The 15,711-nt window shown below is 62.5% G+C and carries 15 protein-coding genes; 7 read left to right on the top strand and 8 right to left on the bottom strand.

Annotated features, from left to right (window positions below; genetic code table 11):
- Positions 1-4: 4 nt before the first annotated feature.
- Positions 5-2,086 (bottom strand): carboxy terminal-processing peptidase, encoded by a 2,082-nt coding sequence (locus tag INS93_RS15445; protein ID WP_192983591.1) that lies wholly within the window; start codon positions 2,084-2,086, stop codon positions 5-7.
- 128 nt (positions 2,087-2,214) lie between these two features.
- Here INS93_RS15445 and INS93_RS15440 point away from each other — a divergent pair, with 128 nt between their 5' ends.
- The 3 genes from INS93_RS15440 to ahpF all read left to right on the top strand — a co-directional run bounded on the left by INS93_RS15440 (position 2,215) and on the right by ahpF (position 5,803).
- On the top strand, positions 2,215-3,177 hold the full coding sequence (locus INS93_RS15440) for an NAD(P)H-quinone oxidoreductase (protein WP_192983589.1): 963 nt from the start codon (positions 2,215-2,217) through the stop codon (positions 3,175-3,177).
- Positions 3,178-3,476: 299 nt separating this feature from the next.
- Complete coding sequence (gene ahpC, locus INS93_RS15435; RefSeq protein ID WP_160020638.1) at positions 3,477-4,040, top strand: alkyl hydroperoxide reductase subunit C; 564 nt, start codon at positions 3,477-3,479, stop codon at positions 4,038-4,040.
- 206 nt (positions 4,041-4,246) lie between these two features.
- On the top strand, positions 4,247-5,803 hold the full coding sequence (gene ahpF / locus INS93_RS15430) for an alkyl hydroperoxide reductase subunit F (RefSeq protein WP_192983587.1): 1,557 nt from the start codon (positions 4,247-4,249) through the stop codon (positions 5,801-5,803).
- 229 nt (positions 5,804-6,032) lie between these two features.
- Here the strand turns inward: ahpF and INS93_RS15425 are convergent, their stop codons facing one another.
- A complete protein-coding gene (locus INS93_RS15425) occupies positions 6,033-6,875 on the bottom strand; it encodes a bifunctional allantoicase/(S)-ureidoglycine aminohydrolase (RefSeq protein WP_079784336.1) in 843 nt (280 codons plus the stop codon).
- A 143-nt stretch (positions 6,876-7,018) separates the two neighbouring features.
- On the opposite strand from INS93_RS15425, the gene INS93_RS15420 reads away from it, so the two are divergent.
- On the top strand, positions 7,019-7,873 hold the full coding sequence (locus INS93_RS15420; protein WP_192983585.1) for a LysR substrate-binding domain-containing protein: 855 nt from the start codon (positions 7,019-7,021) through the stop codon (positions 7,871-7,873).
- A gap of 117 nt (positions 7,874-7,990) precedes the next feature.
- Here the strand turns inward: INS93_RS15420 and INS93_RS15415 are convergent, their stop codons facing one another.
- From INS93_RS15415 to INS93_RS15390, 6 genes are all read right to left on the bottom strand, one after another.
- The gene (locus INS93_RS15415) at positions 7,991-8,644 is read right to left on the bottom strand and encodes an HAD family hydrolase (RefSeq protein WP_192983583.1); all 654 of its coding nucleotides are present in this window, start codon (positions 8,642-8,644) and stop codon (positions 7,991-7,993) included.
- A complete protein-coding gene (locus INS93_RS15410) occupies positions 8,644-9,630 on the bottom strand; it encodes an ABC transporter ATP-binding protein (protein ID WP_192983580.1) in 987 nt (328 codons plus the stop codon). The genes INS93_RS15415 and INS93_RS15410 overlap by 1 nt, the downstream gene beginning before the upstream one ends.
- Positions 9,627-10,421, bottom strand: coding sequence for an ABC transporter permease (locus INS93_RS15405; protein ID WP_192983578.1), 795 nt, complete (start codon positions 10,419-10,421; stop codon positions 9,627-9,629). Before INS93_RS15405 ends, INS93_RS15410 begins: the two co-directional genes overlap by 4 nt.
- Positions 10,408-11,250, bottom strand: coding sequence for an ABC transporter permease (locus tag INS93_RS15400; RefSeq protein WP_192983576.1), 843 nt, complete (start codon positions 11,248-11,250; stop codon positions 10,408-10,410). Before INS93_RS15400 ends, INS93_RS15405 begins: the two co-directional genes overlap by 14 nt.
- Positions 11,247-12,053, bottom strand: a complete 807-nt coding sequence (locus tag INS93_RS15395) for an alkaline phosphatase family protein (RefSeq protein WP_192983574.1) — start codon at positions 12,051-12,053, stop codon at positions 11,247-11,249. The genes INS93_RS15400 and INS93_RS15395 overlap by 4 nt, the downstream gene beginning before the upstream one ends.
- Positions 12,054-12,155: 102 nt before the next feature.
- The gene (locus INS93_RS15390; RefSeq protein ID WP_072422729.1) at positions 12,156-13,214 is read right to left on the bottom strand and encodes an ABC transporter substrate-binding protein; all 1,059 of its coding nucleotides are present in this window, start codon (positions 13,212-13,214) and stop codon (positions 12,156-12,158) included.
- A 316-nt stretch (positions 13,215-13,530) separates the two neighbouring features.
- Here INS93_RS15390 and INS93_RS15385 point away from each other — a divergent pair, with 316 nt between their 5' ends.
- The 3 genes from INS93_RS15385 to INS93_RS15375 all read left to right on the top strand — a co-directional run bounded on the left by INS93_RS15385 (position 13,531) and on the right by INS93_RS15375 (position 15,707).
- Complete coding sequence (locus INS93_RS15385) at positions 13,531-14,247, top strand: UTRA domain-containing protein (protein WP_160020630.1); 717 nt, start codon at positions 13,531-13,533, stop codon at positions 14,245-14,247.
- A 286-nt stretch (positions 14,248-14,533) separates the two neighbouring features.
- The gene (locus INS93_RS15380) at positions 14,534-14,896 is read left to right on the top strand and encodes a YciI family protein (RefSeq protein WP_192983572.1); all 363 of its coding nucleotides are present in this window, start codon (positions 14,534-14,536) and stop codon (positions 14,894-14,896) included.
- 28 nt (positions 14,897-14,924) lie between these two features.
- Positions 14,925-15,707, top strand: coding sequence for a DUF899 domain-containing protein (locus tag INS93_RS15375; protein ID WP_192983570.1), 783 nt, complete (start codon positions 14,925-14,927; stop codon positions 15,705-15,707).
- Positions 15,708-15,711 lie beyond the last annotated feature (4 nt).

The raw sequence follows: 15,711 nt of genomic DNA, 5'->3' as shown, positions 1-15,711 counted from the left end.
CGTCTCAATGCAGCGCCAGCGAGGGGTTCAGGCCCAGGTAGTCGAGCAGGATGCGTCCGCTCTCTGCCAGGTAGGCGTCGTCTTCCGGCGTGCTCTTCTCATCGGCGACTGGCAGTGCGTCCTCGTCTTCTTTTTCCAGTTCCTTGAGCAGCTCCTCGCCCTTGGCCTGGCGGCGGTTGTTCTCCAGTGCCAGTTGCTTGGCTTCGACCTCGGCCTGGCGCGCCCGACGGGTTTGCTCGTTGAGGCTGACGGTGGTTTCCGCCATCAGCTTCTTGGCCAGGGTCAGGCGGTCGCGAGTGAAGACGAAATCCGGGTCCTTGGCCGTGCGCAGGTCATGACGAGCTTTCAGCTCGGTCAGGAAGGGCTTGATCGGGTCCAGTTCGGGGGTGATCGCCGGGCGAATGCTGTCCCACGGCAGGGCCGCAGGCAGCGCGCTCTCGCCGATATCCTTGGTGTCCATCACGTCCGGGTAGGTGATGTCGGGAATCACGCCCTGATGCTGAGTGCTCTGGCCGGAAACGCGATAGAACTTGGCCAGGGTCAGTTTCAGTTCGCCATGGTTGAGCGGCTGGATGGTTTGCACCGTGCCCTTGCCGAAGGTCTGGCCGCCGAGAATCAGCGCGCGGTGATAGTCCTGCATGGCACCGGCGAAAATTTCCGAGGCAGAGGCGGACAGACGGTTGACCAATACGGCCAGCGGGCCGCTGTAGTAGACGCCCTTGTTCTCGTCGGCGAGCACGTCGACACGGCCGTCGGCGTTGCGCACCAGCACGGTGGGGCCCTGTTCGATGAACAGGCTGGTCAGTTCGGTGGCTTCCTGTAGCGAACCACCGCCGTTGTTGCGCAGGTCGATGACCACGCCGTCGACCTTCTCGGCCTGCAGCTCGTCGAGCAGGCGTTTGACGTCACGGGTGGTGCTCTTGTAGTTCGGGTCGCCAGCACGGAAGGCCTTGAAATCGAGGTAGAAGGCCGGCAGCTCGATCACGCCGAGCTTGTAGTCGCGACCAGCGTGCTTGAGTTCCAGGATCTTCTTCTTGGCGGCTTGCTCTTCCAGCTTGACCGCTTCACGGGTGATGGTGACCACCTTGCTGGTCTGGTCGCTGGGCGGATTACTGGCCGGGATCACTTCCAGGCGAACGGTGGAACCTTTCGGGCCGCGAATCAGCTTGACCACTTCGTCCAGGCGCCAACCGATGACGTCGACCATTTCGTCGTTGCCCTGGGCAACGCCGACGATCTTGTCTGCCGGTGCGATCTGCTTGCTCTTTTCGGCCGGACCGGCCGGTACTAGGCGTACCACCTTGACGTGCTCGTTGTCACTTTGCAGAACGGCGCCGATACCTTCGAGCGACAGACTCATGTTGATGTCGAAGTTTTCCGCGTTATCCGGCGACAGATAGGTGGTGTGCGGATCGTAGGTGGTGGCGAAGGCATTGATGTAGGCCTGGAACACGTCCTCGCCACGGGTCTGCTTGAGGCGCGCCAACTGGTTCTTGTAGCGCTTGCTCAGCAGTTCCTGGATGTCCTTGGTTTCCTTGCCGGCGATCTTCAGGCGCAGCACTTCATCTTTGACACGCTTGCGCCACAGTTCGTCGAGTTCAGCGCTGTCTTTGGCCCAGGGCGCTTTCTCGCGATCGACCTGCAATTGCTCGTCGGCAGTGAAGTCGATCTTGTCTACACCCTTGCCCAGCTCCGTCAGTGCGTAGTTCAGGCGCTCTTCCATGCGGGTCAGGTGGCGGCGATAGATGGTGAACCCTGGCTCGAGGTCGCCACTTTTCAGCAGATCATCGAATTTGCTGCGCCACTGATTGAATTCGGCGATGTCAGCCGCCGTGAAATAGCTACGAGATGGATCGAGCAACTTCAGGTAGTTGTCATAGATCTGAATCGAGCGCTCGTCATTCAGCGGCGGCTTGTTGTAGTGGTGGCGGCGCAGCAGCTCCACTACGTTGAGGCTGGCGATCACCTGCTCGCGGTCCGGCTGCAGATAGTCCCAACTGGTCGCTGTGGTGGTCTTGGCCGCCAGCGGCAGGGCACTGAAGCCGAGTACGAGGGCGAGGGCGGTGCTTGCAAGAGAGCGCTTCATGCTGATTCGACGTAGTGGCAGTTGATAACGCATATTAGGCCGTATTTGAGGGCGCCAGGTTCCGTTGGCGCTAGGCAAAAGCCCGGCGGTCTGCGCTGGGCTCGGTTCACTTGCACTATGGAGGCAGCATGAAGGCATTGCAAGGCGTCGAAGGGCGTGCAGAGTGGCTGGAACAACCGACGCAGGCCTGTGACGCGGGGCAGATTCGGGTCAAGGTGGCTGCAGCCGGGCTCAACCGTGCTGACCTGTTGCAGCGCGCCGGGCTTTATCCGCCACCGCCGGGTGCCAGCCAGGCACTGGGCCTGGAGTGCGCCGGGGTGGTGGTCGAAGTGGGCGCCGGTAGCGCCTGGCAGGTAGGTGATCGCGTCTGCTGTCTGCTCGCGGGCGGTGGCATGGCCGATGAGGTCGTACTCGATGCTCGCCACGCCATGCCGGTGCCAGAGGGTTTGAGCCTGGTAGAGGCGGCTGTGGTGCCCGAGGTATACGCCACCGCCTGGCTCAATCTGTTCCAGCTCGGGGCCCTGCGTCCCGGCGAGAAAGTCCTGCTGCATGCCGGCGCCAGTGGTGTCGGCTCGGCCGCCATCCAGCTGTGCAAGGCATTCGGCAGCCCTTGTTGGGTCAGCGTTGGCTCGCCAGAGCGGTTGGCTTACTGCGAAGCGCTCGGTGCCCAGGGCGGCGCCTTGCGCGGCGAAGATCTGCAAGCGCTGCGTGATTTCGGGCCGTTCGATGTGATCCTCGATCCGGTTGGCGGGCAGTACGCGGCACTCAACCTGGAATTGCTGGGCCGTGATGGTCGTTGGATCAATATCGGTTTGATGGGCGGACGCGAGGCCACCCTGGACCTGGCCCAGGTGCTGGGCAAGCGCATTCAGCTGATCGGCTCGACCCTGCGCAATCGTGACGATCAGTTCAAGGCCGATCTGTTGCGCGATCTGCAGCAGCAGGTCTGGCCGCTGTTCGCAGAAGGGCGGGTGAAGCCGCAACTCGAGCGCAGTTTTGCGCTCAAAGACAGCGAAGTGGCATTCGAGACACTCGCCGGTAATCAGGTTGCGGGTAAAATCGCGCTGCTTATCGATCCCGATCTTGTCTGAGCAAGAGCTCCAGCAGGCCGTTGAAAAACGTAGGCGAGGCAGCCAGTGCAAGGCAAGAACAGGCGAAAAAGCGGAGTTTACGAGTTGTAAATGAGCATTTTGAGCTTGTTTTTAACGCAGCAATGGCAACGCAGGTAGTTTTTCAACAGCCTGCTAGCCCGCGTCTGGTGCGGGCTTTGTCAGCGATTAGCTCATTCAATCAATATCATGGCCGTAATCAATAAGCTTTTTTTCGTTAGGTCGCTAAGATACGGCCTGTAGATTTCAAACCCTCACAGAAACCTCAGAAGGAGTCAGAGATGTCCCTCATCAACACTCAGGTACAACCGTTCAAGGTCAACGCTTTCCACGCTGGCGAGTTCGTCGAGCTCACCGAGCAGAGCCTGAAGGGCAAGTGGTCGGTACTGATCTTCATGCCGGCTGCCTTCACCTTCAACTGCCCGACTGAAATCGAAGACGCTGCCAATAACTACGCCGAGTTCCAGAAGGCTGGTGCCGAGGTCTACATCGTGACCACCGACACCCACTTCTCGCACAAGGTATGGCACGAAACTTCGCCAGCCGTTGGCAAGGCACAGTTCCCGCTGATCGGCGACCCGACCCACCAGCTGACCAACGCTTTCGGCGTGCACATCGCTGAAGAAGGTCTGGCTCTGCGTGGCACCTTCGTGATCAACCCGGAAGGCGTGATCAAGACCGTTGAGATCCACTCCAACGAAATCGCTCGCGACGTCTCCGAGACTCTGCGCAAGCTGAAGGCTGCTCAGTACACCGCCGCTAACCCGGGTCAGGTTTGCCCGGCCAAGTGGAAAGAAGGCGAAGCCACTCTGGCTCCTTCGCTGGACCTGGTTGGCAAGATCTAAAAACGGTTTCAGAGCTACCGTGTTTGGCTAGGCAACGCCTGCTAACCAGGTTTGCCTAGCCGTCGCTCGCGACGCTCTGAATTCCGTTTTGCCATTGCTACCTGCGCTGTTTGGGCCATTAACCGGCCCTTGTGGTGCCCGATGCCCGGGCGCGATCCGTCCGGGCATTTTATTGCCCGAATTTTCGTATTTGAGGAATTTCCGCCATGTTGGACGCCAATCTTAAAGCCCAGTTGAAGGCCTACCTGGAGAAGGTCACCCTGCCGTTCGAGATCGTTGCGTCCCTCGATGACAGCGCGAAATCTCAGGAGCTGCTGGGCCTGCTTCAGGACATCGTCGGCCTGACCGACAAGATCACCCTCAAGACCGACGGTAGCGATGCCCGCCGTCCGTCCTTCGCCCTGAACCGTCCGGGTGAAGACACCGGCGTTGCCTTCGCCGGTATCCCCATGGGCCACGAGTTCACCTCGCTGGTGCTGGCGCTGCTGCAGGTTGGCGGTCATCCGTCGAAGCTGGACGCCGACACCATCGCGCAGATCAAGAGCATCGAAGGCACGTTCGAGTTCGAGACCTACTTCTCGCTGTCCTGCCAGAACTGCCCGGACGTGGTCCAGGCGCTGAACCTGATGGCCGTGCTCAACCCCAATATCCGCAACGTCTCCATCGACGGTGCGCTGTTCCAGGAAGAAGTCGAGCGTCGCCAGATCATGGCTGTGCCGAGCATCTACCTGAACGGTGAGGTGTTCGCTTCCGGTCGCATGGAAGTGAAGGAAATCCTTGCCAAGATCGACACCGGCGCCGCCAACCGCGACGCCGAGAAGATGAGCGCCAAGGACGCCTTCGACGTACTGGTAGTCGGTGGTGGCCCGGCCGGTGCTTCGGCTGCCATCTACGCCGCGCGTAAAGGCATCCGTACTGCGATTGCCGCCGAGCGCTTCGGTGGTCAGGTGCTGGACACCATGGCCATCGAGAACTTCATCTCCGTCAAGGAAACCGAAGGCCCGAAACTGGTGCGCGCGCTGGAAGAACACGTCAAGGAATACGACGTCGACGTGATGAACCTGCAGCGTGCCTCGGCTCTGGTGCCGGCCAGCAGCGAAGGCGGCCTGCACGAAGTGAAGTTCGAGAACGGTGCTTCGCTCAAGGCCAAGACCGTGATCCTCTCCACCGGTGCACGCTGGCGCGAGATGGGTGTGCCTGGCGAGCAGGAATACAAGGCCAAGGGCGTGTGCTTCTGCCCGCACTGCGATGGCCCGTTGTTCAAGGGCAAGCGCGTGGCGGTGATCGGCGGCGGTAACTCCGGCGTCGAGGCGGCCATCGACCTGGCTGGCATCGTCGCTCACGTGACCCTGCTGGAATTCGCCGACACCCTGCGTGCCGACGCCGTACTGCAGAAGAAGCTGGGCAGCCTGCCCAACGTCACTGTGATCAAGAGCGCACAGACCACCGAGGTCAAGGGCGACGGTCAGAAGGTCAACGGCCTGGTGTACAAGGACCGCACCACCGAGGAGCTGCACACCGTCGAGCTGGAAGGCATCTTCGTACAGATCGGCCTGTTGCCCAACAGCGACTGGCTCAAGGGCAGCGTGGAGCTCAACCGCTTCGGCGAGATCATCGTCGATGCCAAGGGCGCGACCAATATCCCAGGCGTGTTCGCAGCTGGTGACGTGACCACCGTGCCGTACAAGCAGATCGTCATCGCCATGGGCGAAGGCTCGAAGGCATCGCTGAGCGCCTTCGACCACCTGATCCGCCATAGCTGATCGGGCGTTGCAGAAATGAAAAGGCCACCCCATGGGGTGGCCTTTCTTTTTATGGCTAACGAGGAGCCGCTTCGTAGGGTGTGCCGCGCGCACCGATGCCTCGGTTTTGCTGGTGCGCACGGCGCACCCTACATGAGCGTTATCTTCTCGGCGCTTCAGTTTTGTAGGGTGTGCTGCGCGCACCGATACCCCGGTTTCGCTGGTGCGCACCCTACGAATGGGGTATCGCTCAGCGCTTCAGGCCGCCCAGGGTCAGCGGCATCTGACGGTTCACGTCCTTGTACAGCAGGTAGCGGAAGCGGCTCGGGCCGCCGGCGTAGCAGGCCTGCGGGCAGAACGCGCGCAGCCACATGAAGTCGCCGGCCTCGACCTCGACCCAGTCCTGGTTCAGGCGATACACCGCCTTGCCTTCGAGCACGTACAGGCCGTGTTCCATGACGTGGGTTTCGGCGAAGGGGATCACGCCACCCGGCTCGAAGTTCACGATGTTGACGTGCATGTCATGGCGCATGTCGCTGATCTCGACGAAGCGCGTGGTGCTCCAGCGGCCTTCGGTGCCCGGCATGACGATCGGTTCGATGTCCTGTTCGTTGGTGACGAAGGCTTCCGGGTAAGGCACGCCTTCGACCGGCTGGTAGGCCTTGCGCAGCCAGTGGAAGCGCACGGCTTCACTGCTGTTGTTGCGCAGCGTCCAATCGCTCTGCGGCGGGATGAAGGCATAGCTGCCCGGACGCATGGCGTGCTGGGTGCCATTTAGAGTCAGGCTGAATTCGCCTTCGACGACGAAGATCACGCCTTCGGCAGTCGCGTCCAGCTCAGGCTTGTTGCTGCCGCCGTTCGGGCCGACTTCGACGATGTACTGCGAAAAGGTTTCGGCGAAGCCAGTCAGCGGGCGGGCGATGACCCACATTCGCATGTTGTCCCAGAACGGCAGGTGGCTGGTGACGATGTCACGCATCACGCCTTTGGGGATCACGGCATAGGCTTCGGTGAACATGGCGCGGTCGGTCAGCAGTTGATCCTGACCTGGGTGACCGCCATGCGGTGCGTAGTAGTAGGGCGATTTGCTCATCGAGAGATTGCCTCGGCGGGTGAATGGCGCGGGGTTCGATCCCCGAGCGGGAAATTGGCTCCCAAGCACTATAGGAATTCGCAGCTGGATTCGGAAATTAAATAGTAGAATGCCTGTCAGTGGCTTTCATGATGGGTGGCGACATGCTCGATCCCGTGCTGTTACGCAGTTTTCTCGCCGTGGTGCAGACCGGTGGTTTCACCCGTGCGGCTGCCAGTCTGCACCTGACGCAATCTACTGTCAGCCAGCAGGTACGGCGTCTGGAGGAGCAACTCGGTGCGGAGCTGCTCGACCGCAGTGGTCGCTACGTGGTGACCACCACTGAGGGCGAGCGCCTGCTGGGGTACGCCAACCGCATCGTCGCATTGATGGACGAAGCGATGCTGGCGCTGGGGCAAAGTGCGGTGGAAGGCGAAGTGCGCCTCGGCGTACCGGACGACTTCGCTGCCAACAGCCTGACGCCTTATCTGGCGGATTTCGCCGACGCGCATCCGGGCATTCGCCTGGAGATCACCAGCGGCCTCAGTCATGACGTGTGGCGCGCGTTCAACGCGGGTGAACTGGATCTGGCGCTGATCAAGCAGCGCGCCGGTAGCGCCAAGGGCCTGGCCAGTTGGGCAGAACCGCTGGCCTGGCTCGACAGCCGTGCGCGCCCGGTGCTGGCGCGTAACCCGGTACCGCTGGCTGTGTTCCCGCCCAATGGCCTGTACCGTCTGGAGATGACTCACGCGTTGGACGCCATGGGCAAGCCCTGGCGCATTGCCTATGTCAGCAGCAGCCTGCCCGGCGTCAGCGCTGCTGCAGAAGGAGGGCTGGGTCTGACCCTGTTGCCGCGCCGGTTGATCACTGCCGCGCACCGCGAACTGAACGAGGCCGAAGGTTTCGCCCCGGTGGCGCCGGTGGAAGTGGCCCTGCATGCGCGCAACCAGCTACCCGGCTACGCGCGGGAGTTGGCAGCGGCGTTGATCGAGGCCTGCGAAGGGATCATGAGCCAGTAGGGTGGCGCGGGGCCGGATAGCGTGCGCGATGCAGCGGCCCCAATGGTTGACCGCATGCATCAGAGGACGCCGGTGCGCACGGCCTGGGCGGCCCCGCGACATCCTACGGGGGCCGGATCAGCGCCAGCTTAGAATCGGCCAGCCGGCCTGTTCGGCATGGGCGCGCAGAGTCGGGTCGGGATTGACGGTGAAGGGCTTGTCCACCCGTTGCAGCAGCGGCAGATCGTTGCGGGAGTCGGAATAGAAGCTGGCGCCGGCCAGGCTTTCGCCCTGCTCGGCGAGCCAGGCGTTCAGTCGGGTGACCTTGCCCTCACGATAGGTCAGCACGCCCTGGGTGCGACCAGTATAGAAACCGTGTTGCTGCTCCAGGTCGATGGCCAGCACCTCATCGATGCCAAAGCGTTCGGCGATGGCGCTGACCAGGAAATGCGCCGACGCCGAGATCACCAGCAGGCGATCGCCCGCAGCGCGGTGCGCGGCCAGCGTACGACTGGCGTCGCTGTAGAAGATCGGCTCGATCACGTCCTCGACGAAGGGCTCGACCACATGCGCGACTTCCTCGGGCGTACGGCCAACCAGCGGCGACAGGGTGAAGGCCATGTAGTCTTCCATGGCCAGGGTGCCGGCGGCGTATTGGCGCATCAGCTCCTGTTCGTGGGCGAGGAAGGAGTCGCCATCGGCCCAGCCGATCTTCACCATTTCCTGGGTCCACAGGCTGGCGCAGTCGCCATGGATCAGGGTCTCGTCGAGATCGAAGATCGCCAAGGCCATCACGCCACCTCCCGGATCGCATCGGCGCCAATGGCCAGGCTGATGCTCTGCCCGTCTGCATGCAGGTCGGCGGCGGAGCGATTGAGCACGTCCACCAGCAGCTCCACGCCGCGTGCTTCGACCCGGTAGCGGATGACGTTGCCGAGCAGGCTGTGACTGAGAATGGTGCCGTCGATACCGAGCCCGCCGATCTGGATGGCTTCCGGGCGAATCGCCACGCGGCTGTTCACCGGGCGCAGCAGCAGGCGGCTGGCGGCATCGGCATCGAGCAGGTTGTAGTTGCCGATGAACCCGGCGGCGAAGGCATCGGCCGGTGCGGTGTAGAGGGTCTCGGCGTCACCGCTCTGGACGATCTGGCCGCCATTCATCAGCACGATGCGGTCGGACAAGACCAGCGCTTCTTCCTGGTCATGGGTGACGAAGATAGTGGTCAGGCCCAGTTCGCGCTGGATGGCGCGGATCTGTTCACGCAGGTGTTTGCGGATGCGCGCATCCAGGGCCGATAGCGGCTCATCGAGCAGCAGCAGGCGCGGGCGGGTGACCAGCGAACGGGCCAGGGCCACGCGCTGGCACTGGCCGCCGGAGAGCTGTTGCGGGTAACGATTGGCGTAGTCGCTGAGCTCCACCAGTTCCAGCACCTCGGCGACGCGCTTGCTGGCCTCGGCGGCTGGGACTTTCTGCATACGCAGGCCGAAGGCGACGTTCTGTTGCACGGTCATATTGGGGAACAGCGCATAGCTCTGGAACACCATGCCGATGCCGCGCTTTTGCGGTGCCACGGGTACCAGGTCCTCGCCGGCCAGCAGGATCTGCCCGCCGTCGACCGCAGTCAGGCCGGCGATGCAGCGCAGCAGGGTGGACTTGCCGCAACCTGACGGGCCGAGCAGGGTGATGAATTGGCCCTGGCCAATCTCGATATTGATGTCGGTGAAGATACGGGTCGGGCCGTAGCTTTTGTGCAGGTTCTGGATATGCAGAAAACTCATGACTTGTCCTTGTTCAGACGGTTGGCTGCCCAGGTCATCAGCAGCACGAACATGAAATAGGAAATCACCAGGGCGCTGGTGAAGTGGCCGCTGTCGTTACGCATGTTGTACAGGTACACCTGCAGCGTCTCGTAGCGGCTGCCCACCAGCAGGTTGGCGAAAACGAATTCGCCGAACAGGAAGCTGAAGGACAGGAACACCGAAACCATCAAGCCCTTGCGCAGATTCGGCAGCACCACCATGAAGGCCGCGCGCCAGGTGCTGGCGCCGAGCAGGTGGGCGGCGTCCATCAGGTCGCGCAGGTTGATCGCCTGCAGGTTGTTGGTGATGGCCCGGTACATGAAGGGCAGGGCGATGGTGAAGAAGCAGCCGATCAGGATCCATGGCGTACCGAGGATCGGCAGTGGGCCGGACGCGAACAGCTGCATCAGGCCGACCGAGGACACCACCGGCGGAATGGCGAACGGCAGCAGGATCAACACGTTCATCACGCCGTCCAGCTTGGGGAAGTGGTAGTTGACCACGAACAGCAGTGGCAGGATCAGCGCCAGCGCCAGCGCCAGGGCAGCGATGCACACCAGCAGCGAGCGGCCGAAGGCGGCGAGAAAGCGCGCATCACTCCACAGCGCCACGTACCACTTGAAGGTGAAACCGCTGGGCAGGATGGTCGCCGACCAACTGGTGGACAGCGAGTACACAAGGGTGCCGAGCAGCGGCAGCAGCAGGATCAGAAACAGCAGGTAGACCACCAGTTGGTGGAACAGCGGCGAGCGTTTTTCAGCGGGTGACATGGTAGCTCCGGCGCAGCAGCCATTGGTGGACGATGGTGATCAGGGTCATCAGACCGACCAGTACCATGGCCAGGGCGCTGGCCATGTTCGGGTCGAGGAAGATGTCGCCGGAGACCATCGCCGCGATACGGATCGGCAGGATGTTGAAGTTGCCGGTGGTCAGCGCGTACACAGTGGCGTAGGCGCCCAGGGCGTTGGCCAGGAGGATTACGAAGGTGCCGAGCAGCGCCGGGGTCAGAACCGGCAGGCCGATGTGGCGCCAGAACTGCCAGGTATTGGCGCCGAGCAGTTCGGCCGACTCGCGCCAGTCTTCGCGCAGGGCATCGAATGCCGGATAGAGCAACAGCACGCCGAGGGGAATCTGGAAGTAGGTGTAGAGGACGATCAGGCCGGTCTTGGAATAGAGGTTGAAGTCCTCGATCACGCCCATCTGCTTGAGCAGGATGGTCAGCGCGCCGTTGAAGCCGAGCAGGATGATGAAGGCGAAGGCCAGTGGCACCCCGGAGAAGTTGCTGGTCATGTTGGAAAACGCCATGACGAAATCGCGCAGGCGGCTGCTGACCTGGCGCAGCGAGTAGCTGCCGATGATGGCGATGACGATGCCGAACAGGCTCGACCAGAAGGCGACCTCCAGGCTATGGCGCATGGCCTGGCGGTAGAAGGCCGAGGAGAAGGCCTGCTGGAAATTGCCCAGGCCCCAGCCTTCGGCGGTATTCAGGCTGTTGCTCGCCACCCAGACCAGCGGTGCGATCTGGAAGGCGAAGAAGAACAGGGCGAAGGGGACCAGGCACAGCAGTGCCCAACCCTTGCTGGAAATGGACGACTTCATGCAAGCAGCTCCCTGCACCAGGGTTTGTCGTGGGCTGCGCCGAGCAACTGGCAGATAGTGCCGCATAGCTCGGTCTGTTGCGGGCGGGCTGCAGGATCGAGACTGAATGCGCTGCCCAGGACGATCAGCGGTACTTCGCGCTCTTCCGGCAGCACGCCGTTGTGGCTGCGGTCGTTGTTCATGCCGTGGTCGGCAGTCACCAGTATCTGGTAACCGGCGTCGAGCCAGGTCTGGATGTATTCGGCCAGCAGCACGTCGGCCATGCGCGCGGCGTTGCGGTACTGAGAACTGTCGAGGCCGTGCTTGTGGCCGGCATCGTCGATGTTCATTGGGTGTACCAGCAGCAGGTTCGGCTGGTGGCGCTGGCGCAGGCTGTCGGCGTCGGCGAACAGGTGCGAATCCGGGTAATGGTCGGCGTAGTAGAAGTGGCCGTGCTGGATCGGCAGCGACTCATCGCTGGTATGGCGGTCGCGCGCGGCCTGGAAGGGCGCGCGGTTATACAGCTCGCTGACCCAGTGATAGGCCGCGGCGGCAGTGCTCAGGCCGGCGTCACGGGCGTAGTGGAAGACGCTGCGCTGATTCGACAGACGCACCACATCGTTATGCACGATGCCGCTGTCGATGGGCGCGACGCCGGTGAGAATGCATTCGTAGAGCGGACGGGACAGTGCCGGCAGTGCGCAGTCCAGCTTGTACAGCGCGGCGCGCCCGGCCTGGCAGTAAGCCAACAGGTGACCCAGCGCATGCTGGGCCACCTGATAGCTCAGGCCATCCAGTACCACCAGGATGACGTTGTGCTTCATGGGGTTCTCTCTTTCGCTCGTAGCCCGGATGCAATCCGGGGGCGTACTTGACGATTGCCCCGGATTTCATCCGGGCTACGGATGAATGGTGACGCGGCCGCATCAATTCATATTGATGATCACGTGCTCCTGCCACAGGCGCGGCAGGGCCTTGGAAGTGGCCTCCCAGGCAGCGGCATCCTTGATCGGCTGGACCTTGGCGTACTGCTCTTGCGGCAGCAGCTTGGCCTGCACCTCGGCCGGCAGTTCGATGTGCTCGGCGCGGATCGGGCGGGCGTTGCCCTTGGCCAGGTTGATCTGCCCGGCATCGCTCAAGATGTATTCGCGGGTCAGCTTGGCGGCGTTGGGGTTCTTCGCCCACTTGTTGATGATGGTGCTGTAGCCGGAGATCACCGAACCGTCGGACGGGATCAGTACCTCGAAGCGCTCGGGGTCGATCTGGTCGCGATAGGAAAGGCCGTTGAAGTCCCAGACGATGCCGACTTCCACTTCACCCTTTTCCAGGGTCTGGATGGTCGGGTTGGCCAACGACAGGCGACGCTGCTTGGCCAGTTCGCCGTAGAAATCCAGGGCCGGCTGCACGTTGCTCTCGTTGCCGCCCATGGCGATGGCGGCGGCCAGCACGCCGTTCACGGCTTGCGCGGCGGTGCTCACGTCACCGGCGGACACCTTGTAGGTGCCGGTCTTGAGATCGGCCCAGGAGCGCGGGATGTCCTTGACCAGTTGCTTGTTGACGATGAAGGCGATGGAGCCGGTGTAGGCCAGCATCCAGTGACCGTCCTGGTCCTTGGCCCAGTCCGGAATCTGCGCCCAGGTGCTTGGCTTGTACGGCTGGGTCACGCCCTGCTGTACGGCGATGGGACCGAAGGCTGCGCCGACGTCGCCGATGTCGGCGGTGGCGTTCTCTTTCTCGGCGGCGAACTTGGCGATTTCCTGCGCCGAGCTCATGTCGGTGTCCTGGTGCTTGAGGCCATAGAGTTTGGCCAGGTCAGCCCAGGTGTCTTTCCAGTTGGCCCAGCTGTCAGGCATACCCACGCTATTCACCGCGCCTTCGGCGCGTGCAGCCTTTTCCAGTGCCTGCAAGTCGGTGCCTTCGGCCATGGCGGAAGTCGCCAGAGCGATGGCCGAGCCCATCAGTGAAGCCAGCAGCAGTTGTTTCATTGGAAACTCCTTTGCAGTGAGAATGTTGGTCTAGATCAGCAATACCCGAGCCAATCTAAGCGCCTTCGATGACAGTTTTATGTCCAGCCACGGCTGGCAGATGTCTAGCTGCAGTCAGCTGGCGCGCTCATCAAGCGTAGACCATGGATAAGTCGCTGATTTATTGGGCTGTGAGTGGATGTGGCGGTGGCATGCAGCGTGCTTGCAGCAAGGCTGTCATCTATCAGTCATCTAGACTGCCTAGTCTTGTAACCCGTTTGAGTGAGTGACTTTTGCCCTGTGATGGGGCTGGACTAGTCCAAAAGGGGAAATTTTGATGCGCGAAGAAGCGCCACGGGCCGTCACCCTCATCTGCCGCGCGTTGCAGGAGCAGATCGACCGGGGCCTGTTGCCCTCCGGCAGCAAGTTGCCGGCCGAGCGCAAGCTCAGCGAGTTGTTCGACACCACGCGTATCACCCTGCGCGAGGCGCTCGGCCAGTTGGAGGCGCAGGGGCTGGTCTATCGCGAGGAGCGTCGTGGCTGGTTCGTTTCGCCGCAACGGGTGGCCTACAACCCTCTGGTGCGTACCCACTTCCACGCCATGGTGGCCGAGCAGGGGCGGGTGCCGGCGACCGAGGTCCTGAGTGCACGCCTGATGCCGGCCACCGCGCAGATCTGCCAGGTGCTGGAGTTGCCGGCGCTGTCGAGCGTCTATCAGGTGTGCCGCGCGCGGCGCATCGACGGGCGCCTGGTGCTGTATGTCGAGCACTACCTGAATCCGGCCTACTTCCCAGGCATTCTCGAGTTCGACCTGACTCGCTCGCTGACCGACCTCTATGCCAGCGAATACGGCATCCACTACGGCCGCGTGCGCTTCGACATGGTACCCACCGCCCTGCATACCGAGGCGGCGACCAGCCTGAAAGTTTCACCTGGCAGCCCGGCGCTGCGCATCACCCGCGTCAACCGTGACCAGCACGGACGCATCATCGACTGCGACCTGGAGTTCTGGCGTCACGACGCCATTCACGTCAGCGTCGAAGTCCCCGAGTAGGGGGCGCTGCGCGCACCGGATTTTCAGGGCGCTGTCTGTACCAGCTGTTGCGAGGCACTGAGCCTTACAGGGGGGGCGCTCACTATCATTGGTGGGCCAAAGCGGAACGCCGCCCGGCCCACCCAACAGGCCTGCGCAGCAACTCCTAACCCTTGACGCAGGTATTGAGGTGCGCATGGCGCACCCTACCGTTCGTCGGCTGCGATGATGTTTTTTCGGCCAATGTCGAAATGAGCTCGCCGCGTTCGACTATCCAGTATCCACCGCCAAGGAACTGGAGTGCGTCATGAAATACCTCTGTCTCGTCTACGCCAACGAACAGGAGCTGCACAGCTCCCCCGACAGCCCGCATGACAGCGAGTGTCACGCCTACGCCCAGCGTGTGCAGGAGAGCGGGCGCATGCTCGCCGCCGAGGCGCTGCAGTCGGTACAGACCGCCACTACCGTGCGCATGCGTGGCGGCAAGCTGGACATCACCGATGGCCCCTTCGCCGAAACCAAGGAGCAGCTCGCCGGCTTCTACTTGATCGAGGCGCGCGACCTCAACGACGCCATCCAACTCGCCGGTCACATTCCCGCCGCCCGTGTCGGCTGCGTGGAAGTGAGGCCGGTTCGCCAACTGGATGTCGACCCGGCCGCTCAGCATTGAGCTGCCTTCGTTCAGCAGGAGAACCTTCATGGACCGTCGTTATATCCCCGAGGTCGCCACGCGTGAGCAGTGGCTGGCCGCTCGCAAGGCGCTGCTCGAGCAGGAAAAGGCGCTGACCCGCCAGCGCGATGCGCTCAATCGCGCCCGCCGTGCCCTGCCCATGGTGCTGGTGGAAGAGGACTACCGCTTCCAGGGCCCGCAAGGTGAACTCGGCCTGGAGGCGTTGTTCGACGGGCGCAGCCAGTTGATCGTCTACCACTTCATGTATCACATGGACCGTGGCGAAGGCTGCGACGGCTGCTCCTGCCTGGTCGACAACATCGGCCACCAGTCCCACCTGCACGCCCGTGATACCAATCTGGTGCTGGTCTCACGCGCACCGCTGGCTGATCTCGAAGCCTTCAAGCGGCGCATGGGCTGGACGCTGCCCTGGTACAGCGCCTACGGCAGTCGCTTCAACTACGACTATCACGCCACCACCGATGAGCAGGTCGCGCCGGTCGAATACAACTACCGCGACAAAGACGAGCTCAAGCGCCTGGGCCTGACCTATCACATCCAGGGCGAGCAGCCCGGTGTCAGCGTGTTCCTGCGCGACGGTGGGCGCATCTATCACACCTATTCCACCTACGGCCGAGGCGTGGAGATGCTGATGAGCAGTTTCCACTTCCTCGACTTCACACCTTTTGGCCGCGGCGAGGGTTGGGATGGCATGCCCGATCTGGACGGCAAGGGGCTCAACTGGACGCGCCTGCACGATGAGTACGAACAGACCGCGCTCACCCACGACTGCTGCGGCCACAAGGCCTGAACCT

Source organism: Pseudomonas sp. EggHat1, from assembly GCF_014892995.1.
In the GTDB taxonomy this organism is placed as follows: Bacteria; Pseudomonadota; Gammaproteobacteria; order Pseudomonadales; family Pseudomonadaceae; genus Aquipseudomonas; species Aquipseudomonas chaetocerotis.
Note: the sequence above shows the minus strand (reverse complement) of the source record. Positions and strands in the feature narration are given on the sequence as shown.

Excerpts from the sequence above, each read along its gene's own strand:
- INS93_RS15445 (WP_192983591.1), bottom strand. The coding sequence starts at position 2,086 with ATGAAGCGCTCTCTTGCAAGCACCGCCCTCGCCCTCGTACTCGGCTTC.
- INS93_RS15440 (WP_192983589.1), top strand. The coding sequence starts at position 2,215 with ATGAAGGCATTGCAAGGCGTCGAAGGGCGTGCAGAGTGGCTGGAACAA.
- ahpC (WP_160020638.1), top strand. The coding sequence starts at position 3,477 with ATGTCCCTCATCAACACTCAGGTACAACCGTTCAAGGTCAACGCTTTC.
- ahpF (WP_192983587.1), top strand. The coding sequence starts at position 4,247 with ATGTTGGACGCCAATCTTAAAGCCCAGTTGAAGGCCTACCTGGAGAAG.
- INS93_RS15425 (WP_079784336.1), bottom strand. The coding sequence starts at position 6,875 with ATGAGCAAATCGCCCTACTACTACGCACCGCATGGCGGTCACCCAGGT.
- INS93_RS15420 (WP_192983585.1), top strand. The coding sequence starts at position 7,019 with ATGCTCGATCCCGTGCTGTTACGCAGTTTTCTCGCCGTGGTGCAGACC.
- INS93_RS15415 (WP_192983583.1), bottom strand. The coding sequence starts at position 8,644 with ATGGCCTTGGCGATCTTCGATCTCGACGAGACCCTGATCCATGGCGAC.
- INS93_RS15410 (WP_192983580.1), bottom strand. The coding sequence starts at position 9,630 with ATGAGTTTTCTGCATATCCAGAACCTGCACAAAAGCTACGGCCCGACC.
- INS93_RS15405 (WP_192983578.1), bottom strand. The coding sequence starts at position 10,421 with ATGTCACCCGCTGAAAAACGCTCGCCGCTGTTCCACCAACTGGTGGTC.
- INS93_RS15400 (WP_192983576.1), bottom strand. The coding sequence starts at position 11,250 with ATGAAGTCGTCCATTTCCAGCAAGGGTTGGGCACTGCTGTGCCTGGTC.
- INS93_RS15395 (WP_192983574.1), bottom strand. The coding sequence starts at position 12,053 with ATGAAGCACAACGTCATCCTGGTGGTACTGGATGGCCTGAGCTATCAG.
- INS93_RS15390 (WP_072422729.1), bottom strand. The coding sequence starts at position 13,214 with ATGAAACAACTGCTGCTGGCTTCACTGATGGGCTCGGCCATCGCTCTG.
- INS93_RS15385 (WP_160020630.1), top strand. The coding sequence starts at position 13,531 with ATGCGCGAAGAAGCGCCACGGGCCGTCACCCTCATCTGCCGCGCGTTG.
- INS93_RS15380 (WP_192983572.1), top strand. The coding sequence starts at position 14,534 with ATGAAATACCTCTGTCTCGTCTACGCCAACGAACAGGAGCTGCACAGC.
- INS93_RS15375 (WP_192983570.1), top strand. The coding sequence starts at position 14,925 with ATGGACCGTCGTTATATCCCCGAGGTCGCCACGCGTGAGCAGTGGCTG.